The organism is Serratia sp. D1N4, from assembly GCF_054552755.1.
The window spans coordinates 695,973-722,306 of the sequence record NZ_CM137274.1; the positions used below are offsets into that span (position 1 = coordinate 695,973).

General features: G+C 51.1%; 24 protein-coding genes. 6 read left to right on the plus strand and 18 right to left on the minus strand.

The window, feature by feature from the left end:
- Positions 1-12: 12 nt before the first annotated feature.
- From ACX1CU_RS02915 to ACX1CU_RS02925, 3 genes are all read right to left on the minus strand, one after another.
- Positions 13-1,701, minus strand: a complete 1,689-nt coding sequence (locus ACX1CU_RS02915; RefSeq protein WP_459401146.1) for a ShlB/FhaC/HecB family hemolysin secretion/activation protein — start codon at positions 1,699-1,701, stop codon at positions 13-15.
- A 364-nt stretch (positions 1,702-2,065) separates the two neighbouring features.
- Positions 2,066-2,692: an ECs1377 family protein gene (locus tag ACX1CU_RS02920; RefSeq protein WP_459401147.1), complete on the minus strand. Its 627-nt coding sequence runs from the start codon at positions 2,690-2,692 to the stop codon at positions 2,066-2,068.
- A 134-nt stretch (positions 2,693-2,826) separates the two neighbouring features.
- Positions 2,827-3,030, minus strand: a complete 204-nt coding sequence (locus ACX1CU_RS02925; RefSeq protein WP_459401148.1) for a hypothetical protein — start codon at positions 3,028-3,030, stop codon at positions 2,827-2,829.
- Positions 3,031-3,178: 148 nt separating this feature from the next.
- On the opposite strand from ACX1CU_RS02925, the gene ACX1CU_RS02930 reads away from it, so the two are divergent.
- A complete protein-coding gene (locus ACX1CU_RS02930) occupies positions 3,179-3,484 on the plus strand; it encodes a helix-turn-helix transcriptional regulator (RefSeq protein WP_459401149.1) in 306 nt (101 codons plus the stop codon).
- Between the two features lie 4 nt (positions 3,485-3,488).
- Entirely contained in the window at positions 3,489-4,823 is a 1,335-nt protein-coding gene (locus ACX1CU_RS02935; RefSeq protein ID WP_459401150.1) for a type II toxin-antitoxin system HipA family toxin, read from the plus strand.
- 61 nt (positions 4,824-4,884) lie between these two features.
- Here the strand turns inward: ACX1CU_RS02935 and ACX1CU_RS02940 are convergent, their stop codons facing one another.
- The 11 genes from ACX1CU_RS02940 to ACX1CU_RS02990 form a co-directional block, all read right to left on the minus strand.
- Complete coding sequence (locus ACX1CU_RS02940) at positions 4,885-5,034, minus strand: hypothetical protein (protein ID WP_459402907.1); 150 nt, start codon at positions 5,032-5,034, stop codon at positions 4,885-4,887.
- 567 nt (positions 5,035-5,601) lie between these two features.
- On the minus strand, positions 5,602-7,353 hold the full coding sequence (locus tag ACX1CU_RS02945) for a flotillin family protein (protein ID WP_459402711.1): 1,752 nt from the start codon (positions 7,351-7,353) through the stop codon (positions 5,602-5,604).
- Positions 7,354-7,410: 57 nt separating this feature from the next.
- Complete coding sequence (locus ACX1CU_RS02950) at positions 7,411-8,043, minus strand: OB-fold-containig protein (protein WP_459401151.1); 633 nt, start codon at positions 8,041-8,043, stop codon at positions 7,411-7,413.
- A gap of 310 nt (positions 8,044-8,353) precedes the next feature.
- Positions 8,354-8,536, minus strand: coding sequence for a filamentous hemagglutinin N-terminal domain-containing protein (locus tag ACX1CU_RS02955; RefSeq protein ID WP_459401152.1), 183 nt, complete (start codon positions 8,534-8,536; stop codon positions 8,354-8,356).
- Positions 8,537-8,832: 296 nt separating this feature from the next.
- Positions 8,833-9,756, minus strand: coding sequence for a LysR substrate-binding domain-containing protein (locus tag ACX1CU_RS02960; protein WP_459401153.1), 924 nt, complete (start codon positions 9,754-9,756; stop codon positions 8,833-8,835).
- Positions 9,757-9,959: 203 nt separating this feature from the next.
- Positions 9,960-10,568: a helix-turn-helix transcriptional regulator gene (locus ACX1CU_RS02965; RefSeq protein ID WP_459401154.1), complete on the minus strand. Its 609-nt coding sequence runs from the start codon at positions 10,566-10,568 to the stop codon at positions 9,960-9,962.
- A gap of 890 nt (positions 10,569-11,458) precedes the next feature.
- On the minus strand, positions 11,459-12,382 hold the full coding sequence (locus ACX1CU_RS02970; RefSeq protein ID WP_459401155.1) for a LysR substrate-binding domain-containing protein: 924 nt from the start codon (positions 12,380-12,382) through the stop codon (positions 11,459-11,461).
- Positions 12,383-12,518: 136 nt separating this feature from the next.
- Positions 12,519-13,496: a GTPase gene (yjiA, locus tag ACX1CU_RS02975; RefSeq protein ID WP_459401156.1), complete on the minus strand. Its 978-nt coding sequence runs from the start codon at positions 13,494-13,496 to the stop codon at positions 12,519-12,521.
- A 22-nt stretch (positions 13,497-13,518) separates the two neighbouring features.
- Positions 13,519-13,722, minus strand: coding sequence for a YbdD/YjiX family protein (locus ACX1CU_RS02980; RefSeq protein WP_459401157.1), 204 nt, complete (start codon positions 13,720-13,722; stop codon positions 13,519-13,521).
- A gap of 191 nt (positions 13,723-13,913) precedes the next feature.
- Positions 13,914-16,067, minus strand: a complete 2,154-nt coding sequence (locus ACX1CU_RS02985; protein ID WP_459401158.1) for a carbon starvation CstA family protein — start codon at positions 16,065-16,067, stop codon at positions 13,914-13,916.
- 353 nt (positions 16,068-16,420) lie between these two features.
- Positions 16,421-16,669 (minus strand): hypothetical protein, encoded by a 249-nt coding sequence (locus tag ACX1CU_RS02990; protein ID WP_459401159.1) that lies wholly within the window; start codon positions 16,667-16,669, stop codon positions 16,421-16,423.
- Positions 16,670-16,788: 119 nt separating this feature from the next.
- Here ACX1CU_RS02990 and ACX1CU_RS02995 point away from each other — a divergent pair, with 119 nt between their 5' ends.
- Entirely contained in the window at positions 16,789-17,109 is a 321-nt protein-coding gene (locus ACX1CU_RS02995) for a hypothetical protein (RefSeq protein ID WP_459401160.1), read from the plus strand.
- Between the two features lie 27 nt (positions 17,110-17,136).
- Here ACX1CU_RS02995 and ACX1CU_RS03000 read toward each other — a convergent pair whose 3' ends face one another.
- From ACX1CU_RS03000 to ACX1CU_RS03015, 4 genes are all read right to left on the minus strand, one after another.
- Positions 17,137-17,913 carry a helix-turn-helix domain-containing protein gene (locus ACX1CU_RS03000; protein ID WP_459401161.1) on the minus strand — a complete coding sequence of 259 codons (777 nt, stop codon included), beginning with the start codon at positions 17,911-17,913 and terminating at the stop codon, positions 17,137-17,139.
- Positions 17,914-18,271: 358 nt separating this feature from the next.
- Positions 18,272-21,292 carry an autotransporter outer membrane beta-barrel domain-containing protein gene (locus ACX1CU_RS03005; protein ID WP_459401162.1) on the minus strand — a complete coding sequence of 1,007 codons (3,021 nt, stop codon included), beginning with the start codon at positions 21,290-21,292 and terminating at the stop codon, positions 18,272-18,274.
- Between the two features lie 125 nt (positions 21,293-21,417).
- Entirely contained in the window at positions 21,418-22,476 is a 1,059-nt protein-coding gene (gene yncE, locus ACX1CU_RS03010) for a 7-bladed beta-propeller protein YncE (RefSeq protein ID WP_459402712.1), read from the minus strand.
- A 206-nt stretch (positions 22,477-22,682) separates the two neighbouring features.
- On the minus strand, positions 22,683-23,570 hold the full coding sequence (locus ACX1CU_RS03015; protein ID WP_459401163.1) for a LysR family transcriptional regulator: 888 nt from the start codon (positions 23,568-23,570) through the stop codon (positions 22,683-22,685).
- Positions 23,571-23,738: 168 nt separating this feature from the next.
- Here ACX1CU_RS03015 and ACX1CU_RS03020 point away from each other — a divergent pair, with 168 nt between their 5' ends.
- Genes ACX1CU_RS03020 through ACX1CU_RS03030 form a run of 3 tightly spaced genes read left to right on the plus strand, consistent with a single transcriptional unit; the run spans position 23,739 to position 26,297 of the window.
- Complete coding sequence (locus ACX1CU_RS03020) at positions 23,739-24,437, plus strand: CoA transferase subunit A (RefSeq protein ID WP_459401164.1); 699 nt, start codon at positions 23,739-23,741, stop codon at positions 24,435-24,437.
- A 10-nt stretch (positions 24,438-24,447) separates the two neighbouring features.
- Positions 24,448-25,101 carry a CoA transferase subunit B gene (locus ACX1CU_RS03025; protein ID WP_459401165.1) on the plus strand — a complete coding sequence of 218 codons (654 nt, stop codon included), beginning with the start codon at positions 24,448-24,450 and terminating at the stop codon, positions 25,099-25,101.
- A gap of 14 nt (positions 25,102-25,115) precedes the next feature.
- Positions 25,116-26,297, plus strand: a complete 1,182-nt coding sequence (locus ACX1CU_RS03030) for an acetyl-CoA C-acetyltransferase (RefSeq protein WP_459401166.1) — start codon at positions 25,116-25,118, stop codon at positions 26,295-26,297.
- Positions 26,298-26,334 lie beyond the last annotated feature (37 nt).

The following is a 26,334-nucleotide window of genomic DNA, read 5'->3' on the forward strand; positions in this document are numbered from 1 at the left end:
CCTGGAAATTAATTAAAGAACAATATTGATGCGGTAATAGACAGAAACCCGGTCCGGCTCCAGCCAACTCGGGTGTGACAGCGGCCAACCGACGGTCAACTGGCTGCCAAAATAACGGTTGCGGCTGCCGAGCCCCACCGCGCTGCCCCACAGCGTGCCGGAGGCGTAAGTATCCTGTGAATCGTGGCGCAGGTAACCGCCATCCACTGCGCCCAACAGGGTGATAGTGCCGAGGTACGGCAGGCTGAACGGCGACCAGTTCACCTCGTTACGCCAGTAACCGCCGTTATCCCCGGACAGATATTGCTCTTTGTAACCCCGGACTGAGCTTTCGCCGCCAATGGTCAGGCGTTCGCTGCCGTACAAGCGATCCGGCGACCACTGACCGTAGACGCTGGTGAGATAGGTCCAGTCCTGGGCCAGCGGCAGGTAATAGCTGCTGGAAAACGAGGTTTTGTTGAACTCCGCTCTCGGCGCATCGTTACTTTTGCCACTGTCGTCTTCCGCACCCAGCCACGGTACGCCACGGCTGTAGGTCGGATTGAGGGTGGCAAACCCGCCCCACAGCTTCTGGCTGTGTGTGATCCCCAGCGATACGCTGGTGAGCTTGCGGCTGCTGCTTTCCAACCGGGCGTCGTTCAAGTAGTTGCGGTTGATGCGGTGCGTCAGACCCAACGCCAGCCCGGTTTTTATCTCACTGTTGCGGAACAATACGCGCGAAACGTTGAAACGATGCGTCTGGCTGTCGCCGCTGGAGCGCCAATCGAAGCCCTGATTGTTGATGGTCGACAGATAGTCGCTGTAGGAATAGTTGTAATCTGCCAGCCAGTAGCCGTAAGGCAGGCTGACACCTGCTTGCACGCTGCGGGCGTTGTGGTCGTTGGCAAAATCGCTGCTGCGTGCGCCAGAAACAAACCACTGATCTGCCAGCCCCAGCAGGTTATTGCCGGTCAACGAGCCGTTGATCTGCCCGGTGCCGGTGCTTTTCTGCCCGCTGTTATCGAACCCCAACCCCAGCATGACCGGGAACTCAGGAGTAGCGGTTAGGTTCACCACTGAATAACCCGGCTGGCTGCCGGGCAGGATTTCAATCTGTACCGGTTGCTGACGCAGGCGGTTAATTTGCTCCATGCCCTGTTCGACATCACGGAGGTTGAGGATAGTGCCTACCAGACCGGGAAACGCCATCTTCAGCATCCGGTCATCACGTTTATCCAACTGGATTTTCTCCAGTTGGCCCTCCAACACCAGCAGTTTCAGCTCCCCGTGAGATAAATCTTGCTCGGTAAGGAACGCGCGACTGGTGATGTAACCGCGAGCGATATACCAGTCGGAGACCTGTTGTACCAACGTCTGGATCTGCGCCAGATTCAGGCAGCGCTGGAGATAAGGCTGCGTGAGCGTTTGCCGCGCGCTGGCAGGCAGGTGAAGGGCCCCATCAAGGCGGATGGTATTAATGGCGAAACAGGGGCCAGCGTTAGCCGCAACAGGCGGGGCGTCCGGGCGCGTGGGGGTCAGGCTGCGTTGCAGTTGCTGGCGCTGTTGCTGGTTTTGCTGCAGCAGATCACGCTGTTGCTGTTGGATAGTATCGCGATCGGCGGGGCTGAGAAACGCGGCGGTAGCCGGAAAAACCCCTGCCGCCGATACCACTATCGCTACTAATGCCGTGTACCGCCACGGGCGCGTCCTGCATCCCAACATGTGTGATCCCTGAATATATTAATGTAAAGAAATGTATTATTTTGCGCGGGGGATTATCTTGCCACACTGAATGAAAAGCAAGCAGATGGACGTTAATTTGATGTTTTATTGAACGAAATACATTACAACTGATTCAGCGTGTTTATGCCGTCACTTTGGGAAAAATAGATGATCTGCCTACAGGATAGAGAGATTGATGTTATGCAGGTTTAGATTCAGATAAACACGTTTTATATAAATCCTGTGGGTATCTCTTGAATGCTTGCCAACGCCTCAATCAACCCCTGAACTGCCTGCAACCCTAAACTGCCGATACGGTCTAAAAGCATACCAAGAAAATACCACAATAATGACAATGAGCGTATCAGGCGCTGCGGTATACCGGTACAAGGCGGAGAGTGTCAGTTAGGCTGTCCCATATCTGTACCTCTGAGGTTGCAATACGCATCCCTTTTTTTCTGAGCACCGCCACGTCTGCTGCGATCCGCTGCATACCGAACCAAAACAGACCATCCAGCGCCGTTACCGCCAGCCCGTTCTCCAGCGCTCGTTTAAGCCGCTCACGCGGCATTTTAATTTCTTTGGCAATCTCCCGGTAAGGCGCAGCGGTATCGCCTGAAGATCCTTCCCGGAAAATACGGGTTGATAGACGGTATTGAAATTCATCCGGTACTTTACTCAAATCAGACTTCACGCTGTAAACACAACCAAAACGCCTGCCGTTAAACACGGCGCTTTTCCGACTGAGTTGCAGTTCATCACGCAGATCGGCAATCAGTTGCGGGGCTCGCACCAACAGCAAACGAAAGGGCAGCTCAAAGCTGGTGACGTAGTCCACATTCAGCAATGCGATACGCAAACGCTCGGCACTTCCAGCCCTTACCCGACGGCATTCTTCGATGACTTCAGCCCATTGCTGAGAAAGACGCGGTGCTTCATTAACGTCCGCAAAGCTGTATTTTTCAATCTGGTAATCAATACGTTCGACCATGCTGGGTTCCTTTCCACTCTTTGTTGCTGACTTTATCAACGGTCAACCAAAAGCGGAAATCAATTTACCCAGCACAACCTCATCCTGCCTGACGAACGTCGTCAGCCCTGGACGGTATGAGTCTCCACCCTGCATCACTCCAACCGGTCGTCTATTTTCTCAAAATTGACCGCACCGCACACAGATTCACCTTCCGGCAACGCCAGCCTTGCGCAGAAATCTATTTCGGTCATGGCCGTCAAAGCCCATTTGACCTCATCAAGGGTATCTTCACGTTGCGGCAACACAGAAAGGCAACCCGGATAGCGGTAAACTTTCTGTTCGACATCATTAGCCACTTTATTAATTCATTACATTTTTACAGCCTATAAGCTGTTTTATTGTTTCACAGCTTATTTGATGTATTTTGTATTTACAGCTTATAGGGTGTATTGTTTAAAAACAGCCTATAGTATGTATAAGCGTCTAAACAATGGTAAGTGCCTTATGAATACTGTTTATCCGTTGAAAACCTTGAATCAGTTGCGTCCATTGCTGATTGGCTTTCGCAAGGCGAATGGACTGACGCAAAAAGAAGTGTCTGAAAGGTTAGGCGTCACACAGCAAACCTATGCCCGTCTGGAGGCAAACCCTGCAAGCGCCAGTATTGAGCGCTTGTTTAAGGTGCTTACTTTACTGGGGGTTGAAGTGGTGCTCTCTTCTGAACCAAGAGGGTTCTTACCTGCGTCATCTTCAACAATGAAAGGGGCAGAAAAACCAATAGATTCCCCTGCCCGACGGGAAAAATGGTGATGATATGCGTCGTACACAACAGCGTTTAGCGATATGGATGAATGGGATCCAGGTTGGATTCTGGGAAAAGGTCAGAGGCGAAGATCGGCTGCAATACCTCCCGGAATGGATTGCTGATGAACAGGGCAGACCTTTATCGCTCTCTTTGCTTTTCACTCCCGGCAATCAGCTTTGGCGCGGCAACGTGGTACGCGACTATTTTGATAATTTATTGCCTGACAGCGAAGGTATTCGCAGGCGTTTAGCCATGCGTTACCAGGCAGCAAGCCTTGAGCCTTTTGATCTGTTGGCTGAGTTGGGAAGAGACTGTGTTGGTGCGATACAGTTACTGAATGTTGATGAAGAACCCACAGATTTATTCTCCATAAACTATCGTCCGCTTTCTGATGCAGAGATCGCCACAAGATTGCGTAATACCACGGCAGCTTTGTTACCTGGTCGGCAGGATGATACTGACGATTTGCGCTTATCAATTGCCGGAGCACAAGAAAAAACGGCTTTACTGCGGCATGAAGAACAATGGTGTTTGCCAGAAGGTAGCACCCCAACGACGCATATTTTCAAGTTACCACTCGGGCTGGTTGGTAATATGAAAGCGAATATGAGTACGTCGGTTGAAAATGAATGGCTATGTTCTTGGATCCTTGAGGAGTTTGGGCTCCCCGTGGCAAAAACGCAGGTTGCGCAGTTTGAAGAGCAGAAGGCATTGATTGTTGAGCGTTTTGATAGGAGATGGTCGGGCGATCGGCAATGGATCGTTCGCTTGCCACAAGAGGATATGTGTCAGGCTCTGGGGATTTCTCCACTACGAAAATACCAGTCTGATGGTGGGCTGGGTATTGCCGATATTATGGCCATACTGAGTCATTCAGACCAGGCTGAACGGGACAAGGCGTTGTTCTTTATGGCGCAAATTATTTTCTGGCTGATAGCGGCCACAGATGGGCATGCCAAAAATTTCAGTATCGCTATTGAGCCACAAGGTCGTTATCACCTTACGCCTCTGTATGATGTTTTATCGGCATGGCCAGTCATTGGCCCTGGCAATAACCAGATTTCTTGGCAGAAGTGCAAACTGGCAATGGCAGTCCGTGGTAGCAGTAATTATTACCAGTTGTACAGAATTCAACGGCGGCATTGGATCAAGCAGGGGGAATTAACCGGTCTGGGCAGACGGCAGGTTGAATCAATGATGGATGAAATCATATCCAGAACACCTGTGGTTATTGAACGTGTATCTGCGTTGCTGCCAGAGTCGTTTCCACCAGAGCTTGCGGAATGTGTTTTTGATGGTATGCGGCAGCAGTGTGGTCGGTTACAGGAACTGCATCATAAATAAGAGGAGCCATTTGTCCTCCAGGCAGGGCAGTCATAAAACGGTGAGTGAGCAAGGCAAGCGATCATAACGTTTCCCCCACTTCTTCCCCCACCTTGTTTCGGTGCGGTAACGGTGTGATGTGCTCACCGTCGAATGAGAACAAGCCGTCTTTTTCCAGCTTGTCCAGCCAACGGGCAAACTTCTTGGACACATCAAATCCCATCGCTTTCATATCGTCCCTAACCAGGGCGCGGGTGCAGCTATCTCTAAGGCTGAAGTGGGTCCGTGCTGCGGCGTCACTTTCACAAGTAAAAGTGACGCCGCGCACCAAACGCAGCAGTTCCGGTGCTAGCAGATGCCTTTCGGCATAGAAGAGCGTAGCCAGCGGCGTTTATTAGACATTAGAGATTTTGGGTATAGATAACCTGGCTTGCAGCGGGGCAACCCTGATTAACGATGTGAAGACAGCGGCGCTTTAGCAGACCTACGGTGTACATCTTAGTATATGTCGATAAAAATTATTTTTTTAAACATATGGCCCTAACATGTTTACAACATCGACACGTTCTGGCTATGTGTCGATGAAATGTGATTTTTTAAACATGATGACGTGACATGTCCATGGCATCGACATAAAAACGTGCAGGACAACCTTATCGATAAACAAAAAGCATTGATTAAAGGTAAGCGTCAACCCAGCCTTTACCAGGTTGCACCCGTGGCGTATGGTGACCAACCTCCGGCCCGATATCCGAAGAGGGAGTAGATATCGGGCCGAAGGTTGGCGGATGACAGGGTATTAAACTGCAGATTCGATTAATGGCTCATGTTGACCGGATGCTGCCTGTTTGGTAGGTAAGGTGGAGTTATCGGCAGGGAATGCTACTGCCGGAGCGTTAGGTTCTACATCAGAGCTCACCGTTGTATGTTGTGGCAATGCCGCCGTAAGCGCATTTAATGAACCACCAGAGAGCCCCACTTCTTGCAGTAGGGAATCCAGAATAGGTGCATGTGCCCGATATGATAGTGCGGCAGATAAAGCCTGCTCAGCAAGATTCCCGCTTGCAACAGAACCGCCAGTTCCAGATGCATTAGTTGCTGCAGCCCGATTCAAGCCATCCACCTGAATGATTTTGATCCCTTCAATCGCCTTCATCGGTTCTACCGATTTCTCGATAACGGCAGGCAGAGCCTGCAAGAGTGCCAGTTTAAATTTGAGGCTGGTTTGATCGCTGGACAGCATATTAACTGCATCGTTAAGTGCGCGTTGCGCTTCTGCTTCTGCCAGCCCCTTTCTACGTGTGGCCTCAGCCAGTTCGATAATGGCTGCTGCCTGCAGTTCTGCTGCTTCTTTCTCAGCCCGCGCATTCAACGTTAACTGGACTGCTTTGGTCTCTGCTTCTTGGCTGGCAACGATCAAGGCAACTTGTTTTGCACGATCGGCTTCGGCAGTTTCGCGTGTAGTCACTACGTTTTGCTCGGCTTTAACTGCTTCAGATAGTGCATTGTTCGCCTGTGCTTGCGCCTGTGATTGCTGCTCGGATTTTGCGGCTATGGCAATCGCTTTATCCTGCTGTGCGATTTCAGTGACGCGAGTTTGTTCAATCTCTTTGACCTGGATTTCACGGTTAGCTTCAACTTCGCGGGTTTTGAGCACCTGCTTACTTTCGATCTCAGCTTCCTGAATCTGACGCTCGGCCATAATTCTGCTTTGTTCGGCTTCACGACGTCGTTCTGCTTCAAATGTCGCGATTTTTGAATTTTGCTCCGCCGTGCGGGTTTTGATCTGTTGTTCCTGCTCTAAAGACATGAAGGATTCTTGCTGTTCGATTTCCAGCTTACGCGAAAGTGCATCACGGTTTTTTTCACGAACTGCCACTTCAACATCCTGTTCAACTTCGTTGCGCTCCCGGCGGCGACGTTCTGTTTCCTGCGTAAGCTTGGTTAACCCTTCGGCGTCAAAAGCATTATTAGGATCGAAGTATTCTTTTGATGTCTGGTTAAAGTTAGTCAAGGAGACGCTTTCCAGTTCCAGACCATTCTTGGTCAAATCTTCGGCAACGGTATTTTGAACGCCTTGGACAAATTTTTCCCTAGTATCCTGTAGATCCTGCATAGTCATCTGGGATGCTGTAGAACGCAGCGCATCAACAAACTTATCTTCCACCAGAATACGTAAATCTTCAGGTGATAAAGTACGCTGCCCAAGTGTTTGTGCTGCTGTTGAAATACCTTCAACGGTCGGTTTTACACGTACGAAAAAAGCCACGACAACATCCACACGCATACGATCTTTGGTAATCAGGCTATCCCGCAAAGAGCGACTGACTTCCAGCTTTAACGTATTCATATTGATCAGAATGATTTCATGGAAAACGGGGAGGACAAGAGAACCACCGCTCAGTACCACCTTTAATCCACCAAGCCCCGTTCTGACAAAGGATTGCTCTGCAGATGCCTTCTTATATAGCCGGGAAAATATTAGGCCGATGATAAATAAGACAACCAGAGCTGAGCCAGCAATGCTAGCAAAAAAAGATAAACTATCCATGTTATTCAATGCACCCATAATTAATCCTTAATTTAATTAAATATTCTCAATGTAATGTTATAAATGCTCTGGCCATGGGTTTTTCATCCCTTGGAACAGAGAAGAGGAAAGTCGTGCAGTTATCAGGATTTTATCTCCTGCTAAGAATGTTTCATCTTCCTTTTCAGGCTGCACGAGCAGATAGTGAGTCTGATTAAATTTATCCACCAGCCTGCACTGAGCAGGGGAGTTGGTGCTGGCCGTCCCTCCCACGATAACGGCCATGCATCCAATAAAAAGATCTTCAGATATGGCACTGGTTTCATTCGGCGGAATAATTTTTGCGAGCAACCCACTGGCTTTTTTCACCATAAAAATGGTGAACACAATAGAAGGGAGCGCAACAAGGCTACCTGGGAGTAGTGAGTGTGCTACGGTCAGACTTAACCATTGAATAACAAAGCCAGCGATTGCAAAACAGGATAAAAAAAGAACGGACAGAATAAGGAAAGGGACTCTTCCTCTATTCAACCAGTCAAGCCCTTGTGCAAAAATGGAATCACTAGCATCAATATCTGATGGGAAAAGAGCATCTACATGAGCGAAAAGACTCATGCCACAGATAATGGCCAGTATTTCAACTAATCCAATCACAAAAACAAGCGCAAAACTGACGAGAAAAATGACATTCTCAGGCATCAGGAAAAACATTGCCTACTCCTTTACTCGAAAAATTAACAGTGATGCAATATTGCGTGTCTTGGGCTATCAGCGGCTGGTTGGCACCATCCCGCATAGTGTATCAATGATAGCGACGAGGTTATCAGCTATACGACTCATGAATAAACCTGACCAAGCCAGAATAAAACGAAGAGATTACCATGTGGGCAGTGAGGATAACATAAGCATAATTATTTTGGGTTCAGATAATAGGCGCTTGTCAGCTTAAAGCAGGCGAAGAGGCTGAGGCAACAGGCTTGGGTCACAAGCACGCGACGAGTAGCACAGGCAGATAATAGAATTATGGATGGGCTCTCAAACTCCTGTGCAGCCTGTTGCCATACCATTCAGTATTCCAGCTACCGGTCAAGTATTGAGTCGAAGCCATCGGCCCACTGACGTTAACCTGGGTGTTGCTGACAAACAGTACACCACTCGGGTTGACCAGAAATACGCGATCATCGGTGTTCAGTTTCCCTGTCACTTTGGAACCTTCGGTTCAGCGCAATCGAGTTGCTGTTAGGCTAACCTTGTTACCTTCGGTAATATTAAAACTCTGCCACTCGGTTGCCAGTTTGTCGTTGCTTTGCTTGCTGGTGATTTAGTTTAACGCTTTAGTGCTATCTATGATTTATTGTTGTTATTATAAAGTGAAAAATAACTGGGGACTAATTTCTCATGCTATAAAAATCACATAAATAAAACTATCCCTCACGCCGTTAAATAAACCTGATTGAAAATTTATAAGCAAACTCTTTGCATTCGCTGGGTTGATGACTACTATTGATAATCATCATATTCATATCTTAATTTGTTGATAAACTTTCTCGCTATCTGAGTCAAAGGGAAGCGCTGAGAGTAAATAAAACTATAGTCAATATCGGGTAATGTCTCTTTTATCAATATAGGGTGTAAATCTTTATTGAAATAGGGGACCTTGAGCATCTCTTTGGCACCCACGGTAAGATAATTTTCATTTAATACCATCTGCAATGCCATGATCATGGTGTTGGAGCGTACCACGGTCGTAGGTCTTTCGTGAGCGTCAAAGAAAAGTTTCGAGTTTAGCTTGTCATAATAACCAATTTTTGATGAAGGCAGACACCAGTTGGCATACTTAAGATCCTCCAGTGAGGTAGAGTGTGCCAGTGGATGTTTCTTGTTGGTGAAAATATGCGCCGATGTCTTAAAAAATGGCTCTATAGTGATATCACTAAGCGTAAAATCTGCAGATATGGCATCGATAATAAAATCCAACTCGCCTTCACGCAAGGCGGGAAGCAGCTCTGATACCTGTCCCTCGGTGATATAGATTTTTACATTAGGATAACGCTGCTGAAATCTCTGTATGGAGGATGACAGGATCGTGAAGGGCAATAATGATGAACATCCCAATGTTACAGCACCTTGCGATTCCCCATTGATGATTTCGATCTCATTAACGGCTCGTTCCAGTTCTTTCATGATGAGTTGCGCACGGCTCTCGAAAATCCGGCCCATCTCCGTGAGGACAATGCCGCGGCTGCCCCGAATAAATAATGGGCTGCCTAATGTTTTCTCGAGTTCTTTTATCGCTCTCGTGACACCGGGTTGAGTTTGCTTGAGTTCAATCGCTGCTGCACGAATGCTGCCACATTCGATTATCTTTAGAAAAATATTGATCTGGTGAATTTTGGGTAAGCGTGTCACGAGAAATCTATCCATTTTTATTATATTCCATCTACAACATATTAAAATTAATAAGAAAATTTTCTGATATTTTTTATAGGTGTCAATTAACCTGGTTTTAATTGGGCTTTCTGGAGTGTTTACTCCACTTTGATTAAAGTGAGTTGCATAAAAACATGATGGGATACACTATCTTGATTAAAATGTTATCTCATGTGGCCAAATAGTCAGCTTTGCTTTCAAAAGGGAATAAACAGCGGGTGAAGAGTCCTAATTCCCAATTTACTCATTGCCGAGCGTTTATAATGACTAATGGTTTTGTAATTAAGAGAAAGCTCTTTTGCCACTTGCGAAATGCTTTTTCCATGCAGTAATTTTTTGAGTATTGTTAATTCGCGTGCAGAGAGCACGCAAGTTACGTTGGCTACTGGTTTGTTTAATGCTTTTTCTGGTTTGCCCATTTTTGATAGTTCACACTTTATTTTTTCAATAGGCACATTAATTTCCAGAATGGTACCAATATTCTCTAGCCCTTTCAGATGGCGTTTTAATGCCCCGATGCACTTATTATCTGTAAAAATAATTATTTTACTATCAGGATGATGTAGAGGAATACGACGACTCAGTACATCCAGTAGCTCAACGGCATTGTAATAAAGACTGCTTAATGTCAGGATGATAATATCCAGGCTAGTATTCATGACTAACACATCTTCAGCTTGCTCAAGGCTGCTGACGTTGACTATCATGTTATTTTTCGAGTCGGGATAGTGGGAGTTTAATAAACCCATCATTCCAACGCGAGTAAATTCACAAGGGCACTGCAGTAATATTTTTATACTTTCCATGTTTTTCATTCCTTATATTCACGAGCATATTGAGCTGTGAATTGGTGGTTTTGCCCACCTGTAATAGGCTGCCTCTCTGACGTGTGTCTAACCAATTTTTATTATGCATGTGTTTTAGAGCAATAATGAAATTTATGGTGTCTGAGATCATTCCTGTTTTTGTATGGGGAAAAATTCTACGGAGGGAAAAAGTTACTTCCCTCTAGTGATGTAAATGCACTATAGGATTTATCTCGGGTAGTGGGAAGATGATATTTTGTTTTGTGTGATGCAAAAAAAGCATTTATTGGTTAAATTCATTATTAAACAGAGTGATAAAAAAATAATTTCAATTAAAATTGGGGGGATTTACATGAAATCACTAAATTTGGTAAGAAAACAGCATTTTTACGCGCGCTGTAAATCCCGGTAGCTGAGAGAAGTATTTAACGTTCTTTTGCGGTACTTCACCGCTTAATGGCACACTGTAATGCAGACTATTTACGGGAAATACTAAGCCAGATAATCTCCAGACCTATCAATAGAATAAATTAGCCGTGTTTGATAAAACCAACATATTTCTTCACTATTCATCAGTGTTGCTGGTGGTTATACCCTTCATACTTCAAGTTGCTTGGGTGTTGGCTGCCTTCGTTCACCCTAGTCACATAGTTTATCTATGCTCCTAGGGCCTCTCTCAGTTGCCGCCTACAAGCAACTCGAATTATTTTGGGTATAGTTGGGGCTGCCATAGCACCGCGATCAATGGTGAGGCTCTACGGGAAGCGATAGGCGCATATTTCATGTGTGAACAGTACTCAAATTAAAGCCTGCGCTTTTCAGCCGCTTCTGTAGAGCTGATGTTTAAATTACCTGCCGCAATAGTTCTGAATTGCGCGTGCCTGAGCCGGTCAGTTTATTTTCTGAATCACCTGCTTGCCGCATTCCAGGCGAATTTCGCTGATCAAATGTTTGGCTAGCGGGGTCAAAGACGCATCTTGACGATAGAGTAGGCTGTATTGGCCATGAGGGAATTTTTCTTTCACAGGGATGATGCAAAATCGATCTTTCATATAATCGATATCGAGCATCGCCAGCGGAGCAATCACCAGATAATCCGCCTCCAGCACCAGTCGTTCACCGACAGTAAAGGAATCCCCCTTCAATATCATGTTTTCAGGCCCCTTCCCTGAGGGAAAAAGGATCGCTTCAAGATGGCTGTAATACCCGGCATCGGCTACGGGGAGATACCACTTGGCGTTGCGTAATTCTTCGAGTGAAGTGCAGTGCGCCAGGGGGTGCCCTTTCCTGGCAATAACGCCAAATGGGCAAGTCATCAAGGGCTCTTCGATAAATTCGCCCAAAGATATCTCTTCGGAAATGATGCCGATAAAAAAGTCCAGTCTACCCACGCGCAGCGAGGGTAATAGCTCAGACTGTTGCCCCTCAAAAAGAGAAATTTGAGCTTTGGGATAGGTTTTATTAATGCGCTGCATAACACTAGGAATAATCCTCAGTGTCTTGAGATGTGAACACCCGAATGAAACGGTTCCATGCTGTGATTGATTAATTTGTTTTATTTCGTTTACAGCACGCTCCAACTCATATAGCACCAACTTCATCCGTTTTTCGAAGATCCTTCCGGCATCAGTCAGGATTATACCGCGGGATCCTCTGACCATTAGCGTTGCGCCGAGCGTTGCTTCGAGCTCCTGGAGAGTACGCGTTATACCAGGTTGTGTCTGGTTCAGGGCTTTAGCGGCAGCCCGGATGCTGCCGTGCAGAATAATGGCTTCGAAGACTCTCAGATGATTTATCTTGGGTAGGTATGGCATAAGGCACCTTCCGCATCGTTTAAGAAGAAAACAATGAAGCATCCATGCGCCCACGCCCCGCTAAAAACGGGGGAATATGCCAAAAGTATAGCAGGGAGTTGTTTGATCGGAGGATTTGCCTGCGGCGAAAAAGCCCTTAATTCATACACTCCCCTTCCAACGCCGCAAATGCACCGCGAATCTCTTCCTCGGGCAAGTCGACCCCAATAAATACCAGCGTGCTTTGGCGCGGTTCGTCCGGTAACCATTCGCGATCCCAATCGGCGTTATACAAGCGCTGTACGCCCTGGAACAGTAAGCGACGTGATTCATCTTTAATCGACAATATACCTTTATAGCGCAGCAGGTTATCAGCGAATTTCAGCAGCAAACTTTCCATCACAGCGGAAATTTGCATCAGTTCCAGTGGTTGGTCGTGATACACCACAATCGACCGGATATTATTCTGTGGCTGCGGGATACGCCGAAACAGCGGTGCCGGAGGAGCCACGTTCAGGCGATCGTTAAGCACAAAACCTTCAATATCGAATAAGACAGCCAGATCGATATCACCCTGGGTGACGTTATAAATCGGTGCGCGGGCGTTCATTAACTGCAAACGCTGGATCAGTGCTTCGTTGTTGGGGGCAACATCGGTTTTGGTCAGCAAAATGCGGTCGGCATAGCCTACCTGTGCCTGCGAGATGGTGAACTGGTTCAGTTGCTGCTCGGCATGCACCGCATCTACCAGCGTGATGATGCCATCCAGCAGAAAACGTTCGCAGATGACGTCGTGCGAGAAGAAAGTCTGGGTAATCGGGCCGGGGTCGGCCATGCCGGTACATTCGATGATCAGCCGGTCAAACTCCAGTTGGCCTTGATCAAGCGCATCCAGCAAGTCCAGCAGCGCATCCGCCAGCTCGTTGGATTTGCTGCAACAGATGCAGCCGTTGCTGAGGGTGGTGATGCGGCTGGCGCGATCGCCAATCAGGGCGTTGTCGATCGGCACTTCACCGAATTCGTTTTCGATGACGGCAATCTTGTAACCGTGGTTTTCGTTCAGAATGTGGCGCAGCAGAGTGGTTTTACCCGCGCCCAAAAAGCCCGTCAGGATGGTGACTGCGATGGGTTTCATCTTTTGTCCTTATTGATGTTCACTAACAGCAGCGCATGCCACCTTTGCCATTGCCACCGTAGCGGGCCTCCTGGCGTTCACGGAAGAACTCTTTATAAGTCATCATCGGTTTATCCGGATGATTGTCTTGCATGTGCTGGACATAGGTATCGTAGTCAGGCACGCCCACTAACATGCGTGCTGCCTGCCCGAGATATTTACCTGCCTGGCCAAGGTTGCCGAACATGGTTCTTCTCCAAAGAAAAATACCCTATACCCTTCGTCTTTCAAACCACAGCGTTGTTGACTGCGTTCGTGAACCCCAGTCACTGACCTGAGTCAGCTCCTGGGGATTAACGATCTTGTCGCCTAGCTGTGGCTTGAAATCCATTGGGTATTAATTAGCTTTCATTATGCAGGGTATCTATTAAATCACCATCAGTGGTGCGACGAAACTTTGACGCCACCCTCAGGAACCGGCACGTATGGCGTTTCCTGATCGGTACGTTGCGGGTTTTTGTACGCTGCCATGGCGGTTTTGATGCCAAAGAAGATGATGCTGTAGACCACCAGCAGGAACAGAATGCTCAAACCGGCGTTGGTGTAGTTGTTCACCACGATATGGTTCATGTTGGCAATCTGCTGGGCGGTCAGTTCAGTACCACCTTCGGCGATTTTGTTTTTGTACAGGCTGGCCTGGAAGAAGAAGCCTTCCAACTGCGGGTTGTCGCTGAACAGCTTCAGACCCAGCGCGTAGGTAGTACAGATCAGCAGCCAAACGGCTGGGATCACGGTCACCCAGATGTACTTGGTGCGCTTCATCTTGATCAATACCACAGTGCTCAGGACCAGCGCTACGGCAGCCAACATCTGGTTGGAGATGCCGAACAGCGGCCACAGGCTTTTAACGCCGCCGAGCGGATCGACCACGCCTTGATACAGCAGGTAACCCCACAAGCCAACGCAGCCCGCAGTACCGGCAATACCAGCCACCAGCGAATCGGTTTTCTTCAGGAACGGGACGAAGTTACCCAACAAGTCTTGCAGCATAAAGCGGCCGGAACGGGTGCCCGCATCCAGAGCGGTCAGGATGAACAGCGCTTCGAACAGAATACCGAAGTGATACCAGAAGCCCATATTCGCACCAGGGATGACCTGGTGGAACACGTGAGCGATACCGACTGCCAGAGTGGGTGCGCCACCGGCACGGTTCAGTACCGAAGGTTCGCCGATGTCTTTGGCGGTTTGCAGGATCTGCTCTGGGGTAATCACAAAGCCCCAGGAACTGACGGTAGCCGCTGCATGGGCGGTTACGTCACGCAGAGAGGCCATGATCATTGGCGCATCTTCGGTCCCCAAGCGGTGCAGGTCTGGCATGGTGATGCCGAGCGCAGCCGGTGGAGTGTTCATGGCAAAGTACAGGCCAGGCTCGATGATTGAAGCCGCTACCAGCGCCATGATCGCGACGAAGGACTCCATCAGCATCGCGCCGTAACCAATGAAACGCGCATGGGTTTCGCTGGCCAGCAGCTTAGGTGTGGTACCGGAAGCGATCAGCGCGTGGAAGCCAGAAACGGCGCCGCAGGCAATGGTAATAAACAGGAACGGGAACAGGGTGCCTTTCCACACCGGGCCAGTGCCGTCAATGAACTGCGTCACCGCAGGCATTTTCAGCTCAGGGTTGAGGATCACGATACCGATCGCCAGCCCGACGATCACGCCGATTTTCAGGAAGGTCGCCAGATAATCACGCGGCGCCAGGATCAGCCACACCGGCAGCAGGGCAGAAATAAAGGCATAACCAATCAGCGTATAGGTGATGGTGGTGTCTTTAAAGGTCAGCGCCGGGCCCCAGTATGGGTCTTGGGCGATCACGCCGCCGAACCAGATGGAGGCGATCAACAGCACGATACCGATGATCGACACTTCACCCACCTTACCAGGGCGCAGGAAGCGCATATACACGCCCATAAACAGCGCGATTGGCACGGTGGAACAGACGGTGAATACGCCCCACGGGCTTTCTGCCAGGGCTTTCACTACGATCAGCGCCAATACCGCCAGGATGATGATCATTATCAGGAAACAGCCAAACAGCGCGATGGTGCCAGGTATTGGGCCCATTTCCTTTTTGATGATCTCGCCCAAAGAAGCACCGTTACGGCGCGAGGAGATAAACAGCACCATAAAGTCCTGTACCGCCCCCGCCAACACCACGCCGCCTAGCAACCACAGCGTGCCGGGCAGGTAGCCGACCTGTGCCGCCAGCACCGGGCCAACCAGCGGGCCAGCACCGGCAATTGCCGCAAAGTGGTGGCCGAACAGCACGTTCTTGTTGGTTGGCACATAGTTGAGGCCATCGTTATTCACCACCGCCGGTGTGGCGCGGGTGGCGTCCAGTTGCATCACCTTGGTGGCGATGTAGAGGCTGTAGTAGCGATACGCCACCAGATACACCGCCACCGAAGCCACGATGATCCACAACGCACTGATGCTCTCGCCACGGCGCAATGCCACCACGCCCAGGCAGAAAGCACCCAGTATTCCTAATAATATCCATGGGATATGTTTTAAAATTCCCTCGCGTTTCATTGAGGTGTCCTTATTCCTATCTGCAAAAAATGAGTGATAAATCTGGTTATTTGTTATTGCAGGCCAACAGCGGCCTGTTGTCGGTCATAGGTGTTGTAACGTCTTCCCCCGGTGTTAAGGGGCAGGTAGAGGAACAGCCCATCATCACTAGCCTGGGGAGGGGAATACATCTGATTTTCAGTCAGTGGTTTAATACGCGGATGAACGGTTGGAATCGGAAGGTGAGCGGTTAGGTAATGTTGAGTTGGGGGCAGAGTATGCCCCATAGATGCGCTAGGCCACGCTTGGCAGGTTACGGCAACTGCACCTCATCCCAGCTTAAACCTCGGGGCTGTAATAATCGGGTATAGAGATTAACGACGTTCAGCATGACTTTTGCGGTGTTCTTTCCCTTCAGCACCTTTATGGCGACCTTTCTTGTTACGCTCTTTCTGGTTCCGCTCATCATCATTGCTGTCACTAAGCAGTGCGACCGCAACCAGAGCACCAATGCTGACAGCGACCACCCCAACGGTAGCGATCTCCTCGCCACTCATATTGGCGCAGCCAACCGTTGATAAACACAGCAAACCAATCAAAGGATTTCTCAGTGATTCGACCATGATGACCTATCCCTTTACCGCTTTAACCTTGATCACTGGAATAGCTTCTTTTGCTTCGCTGGTATAGCCCGGGAATTCTGGCATCACTTTGCCGGTATTCGTGTTTTGGTCTTCACGAATTGGAAGAAGAACTGAATGTTGCCCTGTTTATGCGTAAAGGCATTACTGGCGGAGCAACCGCGGAATCCTTTCGCTTATCTCGGGTTAGGCCGCTAGGCCACTTCCCTCTGGTGTTGTTACATCGTGTCCGCGATTCCGGTGCGTATGAAACGCTGCTTGATCTGTTATGCAAAGGGGGAGTTAGCCCGAATGTGATCATGCATAATGGATGTTTTCCCGTTACCCTAATTTTTTTCCCGGCATTAGTGAAAATACCCGCCACGCCGTATATGAGCGAGGTGCTGGAGGTGGTGGAAAAAGGCTATCCGTTTATGGAATAGCCTTGCCGTGGATATATTCTTCATACTTCAAATTTTTACCTGGTCATGAATATTTTCGTTTTTATCGGTAGCAATTCGATGAGCGAGAGGCTTTTTCAACAACACGTCAAATATAGTATGTAAAACAGTTCTTCCTCTCTGTGGGGGCTCGGTATTCAGTGATGGAGATAATCTGTGATCTGTTTTTTCTTTATTATCATTACCCATTAGCAGCGGATTCAATGAGCGAACATTGAGCTTCACGAGTGCGGAGCGTTTATGACAGCTCACCGTTTTCTCGCTAATACCTAGCTCTTTGGCTATTTGAATGACTGATTGCTCGTTCAACATCCGGTGCAGCACGGTCAATTCACGTTGTGTTAGCGTGGTCGCGGTCGGTTGAGAACACTGATACATGTCGGTATACATTAAAGCTGCATTTTGCAACTGTTGCTGTAACTGCTTCAGTGGCATTGAGATATCGATAAATGCCCAGGCACTTTTTAGGCTCGCAAGGTAGTAGCGAAACTTATTTATATAGGCAATGTTACCGATGAATAATATCCTACCGTTTAGCGGTACTTTGGATAAACGCTCACAAACCAGATTGATCAGCGAAACTGGATCATAGTCATTATCGCTTAATACAATGATGACGATATCTCCATATGTTAAATTACTGACATCTGATTCGAAATTTTCTTGGGTATTGGTTCTGTCAATAAAATTAACACTTTCAGTGAAGAACGTATTGTTAATTAACGTACCTAACCCAATGCGCGTAAAATGGCAAGCGCATTGCAGCACAATCTTTTTTTGATTCATGATGTAATCCTGAAACTCTAAGCAAATCTGATGTTTTTCCTATCAGGCTAGAGGGGTAATAATAAAATTTAACCAGTAGTATTCTGTTTTAGTGAGACGATTGCAGAAGATAAAGAGTATTACGTTCAATGCTAGCTCCACCGATGGGGGCGCACTATAAGAGCTATCCTGTGCTCTGGGGAGATGATATTTTGTTGGGTGTTATACATATATTTTTTATTTGAAAATAAACTGATAAAAAACAATTTGGTAGGGCTAATTTTGCGAGGTTGGCAAGGCGGTTAATACTGGTCGGAAATAAACCATTATATTTATAGGGGTAATAGCCCATACCCGTCGGTATGGGCTGGTGAAATAATCAGAAACGCCAGCTAAAGCCCGCGTTAACGCGGTTATCCTGATGGTTTTGCGATAGCAAACCACCATAGCCCAGTGACAGGGCTGCATTCTTGCCAACAGCGACTTCTGCGCTGGCTTTCAACACCGCGCCATCGCGGGATACCGGCACGCTGTTGATCACAAACGATGAGTTGCTGCCGCTAAACATCAACCCGGTAGCGCGATCCAACTCGCCATACTGGTGTTGCCAACCCAATTCACCACGCAGCGTGACGGCTTGTAACTGGGTATCGGCACGTAACCCCAAAGTGGAAACCGTCACGTCAGTGTGCTGCTTATCTGCACGTAGCGCGGCGGCACCTCCATTTTCAGCAATACCGTTATTCTGGAAATTGACGTAGGCCAAGTTGGCAAAGGGTTCGAGGTTAACTTGCGCAGCTTTGATGCTGTAGCCCGCCTCGGCGAACAGTTGCTGGGTGCGGGCGCTGTACTTGGCCGAAGCATTGTCTGACTGCGCGCCATAATTGATGGTGCGCGCGGTATCAATGCGGTGCCAGGTGTAGGTACTGCCAGCCCGCAATGCCAACGCATCAAACTGCTTACTGCCGTACGCCCCCAGGTGATAATTGTCGCTGTTGGCGTTAGAACCGTAGCCGCCGTCCAGCGAAGTACGGGTATAACCTGTCGCCATACCGAGCTGCCACTCTTCGGCATAGGTGGAGTCTAACCCCATCAGCACTCCGTAGGTTGATGCTTGGTAGCCGGTGGCGTTTGCATTACCGGAGGCGTGATCCCAAGCGCCTAACAGTTGTGCCCAGGCGCCGCCTTCGTTCGCTTTTATCTCAGGCGAACTGCCCAGCCCTGAGCCCTGACGCAGCCGCCCGTTCAGAGATTCGCGCAGGTAACGGCTGTCATTCATCTGGGCGGAGGCGATATCGGCATGGATTTGCCCCGACAGTTGGCGAAACGCCTGCCGAGCTTCCCAAGGTGTGCCGCTGGCAAGAATGCTTTCGTACACCGGGTTACCTGCGCCCAGCGTCTCGGCGGCGCGCGCCACGGCACGTTCGTTCTGCGTTTGTGCCACATCGGCGAAGGCGGTGGCGTTGCGCCCAACGTTCAGGGTCACCTGATTCGGTTGATAATTCAGGGTGCTGCCCAAGAACAGATAATCTGGCTGCACGCGATCAAACTGCCCGCTGATGCCTTGCTGTGCGGTCAGGATGGTGTATTGCTGGCCCAGCAGGCTGCGTACTTCGCTCTGGTTGAGCAGGTTGCCGCTGTTTTCCAGCGAGACATCCACTTCGCCGCCGTTCAGTACGGCAGTTCCTGCGCTCTGGATCAGATCGCTGCTGCCATTAGCCGCGACTTCGACGGCGTAGTGCGCGCCAGGCTGGAAGGTGAGGTCATTAGCCACCTGCAAGGTGCCAATCGAGTTACCCGGTGCGATAACCGCTCCAGACAGCGCGTTCAACGCACCGACCGTGCCGGAACCGCCGAGCAACGCGCCGTCATCGACCGTGACGGCAGAGTTGCCGTGATAGCCATTGACGATCAACGCACCACCGGCGACCTCTGTTGTGCCTGAAAAACGGTTGTTACCGGTAAGTTCGAGGATACCTGACCCCTTTTTCACGAAACTACCATTACCGGTGATGTCATTGTTCCAGGCGTCATAAGCGCTAAAGCCGCCCTGGCTGGCGTCCATGGTGACTGCAACGTTGCCGTTGAAGGCGGCGTATCCGTCGGCGGCGGCATAGAGATTGAGGCGCGCCCAGCCTGAACCGTTATCCAGCGCATGGCCGGACTCGATCTCCGTAGTGGCGAGCACCTCGCGCCGCTGTTCGGCAGTCAGATAGGGGAACCGGCTGGCGAGCAACACTTCTGCCCCTTCTGGCACCACCGGGGCGAGATCTGTTGGGCCAACAGCGGCAAGGCCGTAAGTCAGGCGATAGGTGTAGTCGGCCTTATTACGTGCCGCCTGCTGCAAGCGCTCCGCTTGGTCGGCCGCTGAACAGGCCGCCAGCGTAGTGCCGCACCCTTGTTCCAACAGTGTGCGCAGATCCGTTTGTGCCGTTGCCATCAAGCCTTGGAAATCGTTAGTGGTGGTGATTGGTCCACCCAAGATCCCCGAGATGCTTTTCCCCAGATAATCGGGGTTATTGTTGAGGATTTGCGCCATAGCGTAGGTGGTCATAATGCGCGCACCAATAACGTCCAGCGCATAGTGAGCGCCTAGCGTGACGCGGCTGTTGCCATATTCAGAGCCACGCAGGAGGAACTCCTGAAAACGTTCCGGCACCATTTCTGCAAACAGGTAGGTGCTGGCGAAGCCGAAAGCGGTATGGCCGCTGGGGAAAGAGGCATTCCCCTTGAGGGTGGGCAGGATGGATACCGCGCTGTCGGTCTGGGCTCCGAAGAAATCAAGGGCGCTGAAGCTCTCGACTCTGCCCGGCGCAACCTGCACCGGGCGTGAGTTACCTACGGTGTTACGGTTTTCCTCCGTAGGCTGGTAAGCCAGATCGTAGACGTTATACACCCCGCCTTCTGGCAGGCTGATGCCGGTGGCCTGCATCGCCGGATTGCCGTTGGTGCTGCCATTGGCGAAATAGTTTTTGGCAAAGCTCGAATCTATTTGGATCAGCGCATTCACCTGCGAGAACAGGGCCGCGAAGCTTGGGGAAAAGGTGCTGGCCTTATAGGCTGTCGCATTGATGCTGTTGTTGGCGGAGAAAATCTCATACATCTTCGGCCCCAGCGCATTAGCCACCAGCAGGCCGTTGTCCATGGAGCCGATCAGTGCCGCTATCGTATTATCCGCAATCGCCCTGGCGCGCTGGGTGGCAGAAGAGCCGTTGTTGATGGCGATCGAGGTGTCGAGGTTTTCAGTCAGGGCATTACGCCCTTCCACGCTGTTGTTAAGCTGGCTAAAGCCTGCGATCAGCTCTGTGGCGTTGATCGTACGGCCATCAACGGAATAGGCGGGGGCGACAGAAGCAATCACGGCAATAGCGATTGCAGAGCGCGCTGCATTTTTTAGCATTACTAATCTTCCCTAATAAATCTATGAATTATCGAGGCAATTTATTAGCAGCTTTTAATGACAGTTCTATGAACAGACGTTGGAGGGCGGGGTAAGAGAAAGGGGCGCTGCTGCACCCCAAGGGATTACTTCAACGCAATACGGATCACGTCGTCTGGTTCTGTGGCTTCTTTATCGCGGCTGGATGCCTGCTTCACGCTCACATACAGGGTCTGGCCATCCGGCGACAGCGCCAGGCTGTTTGGGTGCACCGGGGTTTTAAGGGTGCTTAGCAGCTTGTAGCTTTTGGCGTCGATCACGCTTACCGTGCCTGCTTTGCGATGAGTGACATACACTTCATTGCGCGCCGGATTGAACAGCACCGCCAGCGATTCTGGCAGGTCGATTTTCTGCAAGATATTGCCGCTGCGGGTATCCACCACCAACACCTGCGGCTGTTTGGAGTCGGTGATAAACGCGCGGTGCGTAGCGGGATCCAGGCTGATATTCAGGAAGAAGTGCTCTTTCGACTCATCCAGCTTTTTGCGTGACAGAATCTTGTCGGTTTTGGTGTCGATAGTCACCAACTCGCCTTCGGCATTGGTCACATACAGACGACTTGCCGCTGCATCCAACGCCAGGCCGGTGCCGAACTTGCCGGTATCGGTAATGGTGGTGCGCAGGGTCAGATCCTTACCATCGACCACCCACACCACGCTGGATTCCCCCAGGCCGGTGATATACAGGGTATCGGTAGTGGCATCGGCCACCAGTTCACGCGGGGCCAGCGGTTTGACCGTATCTGAGCGTTTGCGGGCGTCCAGCACCAGGCGGCCTTTCACTTCGCCGGTTTTGCTGTCGATGGCGGTGACCGAATTATTGACGGTATTGCCAAAGTACAGCGTGCCGGTTTGGTGATTGATGGCGGCACCAAAGGGCTTCAGGTCGTTATGAATAACTTGCGTGATATCCAGCGTTTGCGGATCAAGGCGATAAACGATCCCGCCTTTATCCAGCTTGCGGCTTTGCGAGGTAGCCAGATACAGCGCATTTTCGCTTTGGCTGTACACCATCTCATAAGCCCCTTTGCCGATCGGCTTACGCAGTAACTCCGGCTCTGCCTGCGCTCGCAGCGTGGTGGCAAACATCAGGGTGGTGAGGAGTAACAGAGGATAAACCGCGCGTCCGCTAAACCGGCGGCCCATTGTCATTACAGCATTCATACAAGCTCCATTTCATCAAAGTACAGATCGCCGCGGGGCAGAAGCTCAGCGGCCAAATTCAGGCTCAGCATTGAATCAAAGATAAAACTCGATCGGTCACGGCGTTGCATGCCGATCTTCTTATTTGGTAATGATAATCATTATTGATAAAGAAAGGGAGCGTTTTTAATCTTGTAGAGGGATACAGCCTAATATTCGCCTTGTTCGATGGTCTCCACCAGCGCCTGGGCGGCGGCAGAAAGCTGGTGCTGTGCCAGCCGGATCAACCCCACTCGTTTTTCGATCTGCGGGGCGATTAAAGGCACGCACTGCGCCCCCAATTCCCCCATCTGTTTCACGCACAGGGCGGGAACTGCGCTGACACCCAGGCCGCTGGCCACCATGCGGCCTACGGTGACCAACTGGTGACTTTCAAATGCCACCTCCAACTTTTTGCCACTGCGCAGTAACTCCTGCTCCAGCAGCAACCGCACCGCCGAAGGGCGTTGCAGGGCAATAAAGTCCATGGTCAGCAATTCCCGCCAGGTGACGTGGTCTTTGCTGGCCAATGGCGAATCCTTGGGCACGATGGCAACAAAACGATCGGTACACAAAGGGGTGAAATGCAGGGTGTCGCTGGGTTCGGGCTCAAAGGCGATGCCCATCTCTACGCGCCCTTCGCGGATCATCTCGAAAACCTGCTCGTTAATCACGTCGTGAACGGCCACGTTGATACCGGCATAGCGATCGCGGAACACCTTAAGCAGTGGCGGGAGTTGGTTGGCGGCGAAAGAGGGCATAGCGGCAATCGAGACTTTACCTCGTTGCAGGGTAAAACGCTGCCGCAGCGTTTCTTCGGCGTTATCCCAGTCGGCCAGCAGCTGCCGAGCGATGGGGAACAGCGTCGCGCCTTCCGGGGTTAGCGTCACGCGCCGCGTAGTGCGTAACAGCAGCGGCCCGCCAAGCGTCTCTTCTAGCGCGCGAATCGCCAGGCTTAACGCCGGTTGCGAAAGATTCAGCTGTTCGCTCGCCTGGGCAAAGTTAAGAGTGTGAGCTACCGCTAAAAACGCACGTAACTGCTTGACGCTCATTTTCATTATCACGCTCATTAACTCATTGTTAAACATTGATTAACATTATATTAATAAAAATTCTAAATCAATGGAGCATAAAAACAAAATTAACAAATCATTGTTGTGCGCTGATGATGCCTGCGCACGGGGAAAGCATATCGCTTTCGCCACACCATTCTCAGAGGCAAGCGTATGGCAGGGCTGGATAAACGCGTCAGTAGCTATCAGGAAGCGCTGGATGGCCTGACGGATAACATGACTGTGCTGGCAGGGGGCTTTGGCCTGTGCGGTATTGCAGAAAACCTGATCGACGAAATCCGCCGCCGTGGCGTGCGGGAACTGACGGTGGTTTCGAATAATTGCGGTGTCGATGGCTTTGGCCTCGGCCTGCTGCTGGAGAACCGGCAGATCCGCAAGATCATTGCTTCCTACGTGGGTGAAAACGCGTTGTTCGAGCAGTTGGCGCTCAACGGTGAGTTGGAGGTGGAACTGACCCCACAAGGTACGCTGGCGGAGAAGGTGCGCGCAGGCGGCGCAGGGATCCCGGCATTTTTCACCGCCACCGGCTACGGCACGCCGATCGCCGAGGGCAAAGAGGTGCGTGAATTCAATCAGCGCCCCTACATTCTTGAGCAAGCGATTACCGGCGATTTCGCCATCATCAAAGGCTGGAAGGCCGATCACTACGGCAACGTCATCTATCGCCATACGGCACAGAACTTCAACCCGCTGATGGCCACCGCCGCGCGCATCACGGTGGTGGAAGTGGAAGAGATCGTGGCCCCCGGTGAGCTGGATCCGGCCGCGATCCACACCCCCGGTATTTATGTCGATCGCCTGATCCAGGGCACTTTCGAAAAGCGCATAGAACAGCGCACCCTTCGTTCCTGAGGAGAACCCGATGCTTACCCGTGAACAAATGGCGCAACGCGTAGCGCAAGAGCTGCGTGATGGTGACTACGTCAACCTGGGGATCGGCATCCCGACGCTGGTGGCCAACTATGTCCCGCAGGGGATGGATGTGATGTTGCAGTCCGAAAACGGGCTGTTGGGCATGGGGGAGTTCCCCACCGAGGCGGAGCTGGATGCTGACATGATCAACGCCGGCAAACAGACCGTGACGGCGCGCGCTGGGGCGGCGATTTTCGACTCGGCGCAGTCTTTCGCCATGATCCGTGGCGGCCATGTGGATCTCACCGTATTGGGGGCGTTTGAAGTGGACGTGGCGGGCAATATCGCCTCATGGATGATCCCCGGCAAGCTGGTGAAAGGCATGGGTGGCGCGATGGATTTAGTGGCCGGGGCGGAAAATATCATCGTGGTAATGACCCATGCCTCAAAGGACGGCGAATCCAAGCTGCTGCCGCGCTGCACCTTGCCGCTGACCGGGGCCAATTGCATTCGCCGAGTGCTGACCGATCTGGCCTATCTGGAGATTGAAAACGGGGCGTTTGTGCTGCGTGAACGGGCACCGGGCGTCAGCGTGGCAGAGATCGTCGCCAAGACGGCCGGTGAACTGATCGTACCGGATCAGGTTCCAGAAATGCGCTTCTGATACAGGAGGTTAACATGCAGTACGTGGCTATTGTGGCGGCAACCCGCACGCCGGTAGGCCGTTTTCAAGGGGCACTCGCGCCGCTTTCGGCGGTGGATCTTGGTACGGCGGTAGTGAAGGCTTTGCTGGCCAGCAGCGGTGTGGCAGCGGAAAGCGTGGATGAAGTGATCCTCGGGCAGGTGCTGACGGCGGGCTGCGGCCAGAACCCGGCACGGCAAACGGCGCTCAACGCCGGTCTGCCTTTCGGTGTACCGGCTTTCACTCTCAATAAAGTGTGTGGTTCAGGGTTGAAGGCGGTGCATCTGGCGGCGCAGGCGATCCGCTGCGGCGACGCGCAGATCGTAATTGCAGGCGGGCAGGAGAGCATGAGCCAGGCACCTTATCTGATGAGCGGTGCGCGTGCCGGGCTGCGGTTGGGCCATGCCCAGATGATCGACAGCGTGATCCACGATGGCCTGTGGGATGCGTTCAACGATTACCACATGGGCGTCACCGCCGAAAATCTGGCACAGCGCTATGGCATCAGCCGCGCGGAACAGGATCGTTTTGCCGCACAGTCACAGCAAAAAGCCCATGCCGCACAGCAGGCTGGGCGTTTTATAGCGGAAATCACCCCGGTTCTGGTGCCGCGCGGCAAGCAGGAGCCTTTACTCATAGCGCAAGACGAGCAACCACGGGCGGGCACCACCGAAGATCTGTTGGCTCGCTTGCGCCCGGCGTTTGCTCCGCAAGGCTCGGTCACCGCCGGTAATGCCTCCTCACTCAATGATGGCGCTGCGGCGGTGTTGCTGATGAGTGCGCAAAAGGCGGCGGAGTTGCGGCTACCGGTGCTGGCGCGTATTGCCGCTTATGCGTCGGCGGGGGTTGATCCGGCGCTTATGGGGATCGGCCCGGTCGATGCGGCACGCCGCACATTGGCTAAAGCCGGTTGGGCACTGGATGAGGTCGATCTGATCGAAGCCAACGAGGCCTTTGCCGCACAGGCGCTGGCTGTAGGCAAGGAGTTGGCTTGGAACAGTGAACGGGTGAACGTCAACGGCGGAGCGATCGCGCTCGGCCACCCGATCGGCGCTTCTGGCTGCCGCATTCTGGTGACGCTACTGCATGAGATGCAGCGCCGCGCAGCCAAAAAAGGGCTGGCGATGCTGTGTATCGGCGGCGGGCAGGGGGTGGCACTGGCCGTTGAGCGTGCCTGAGCAATCTGTGGAGCCTGTACTCGAAAATAATAATTAT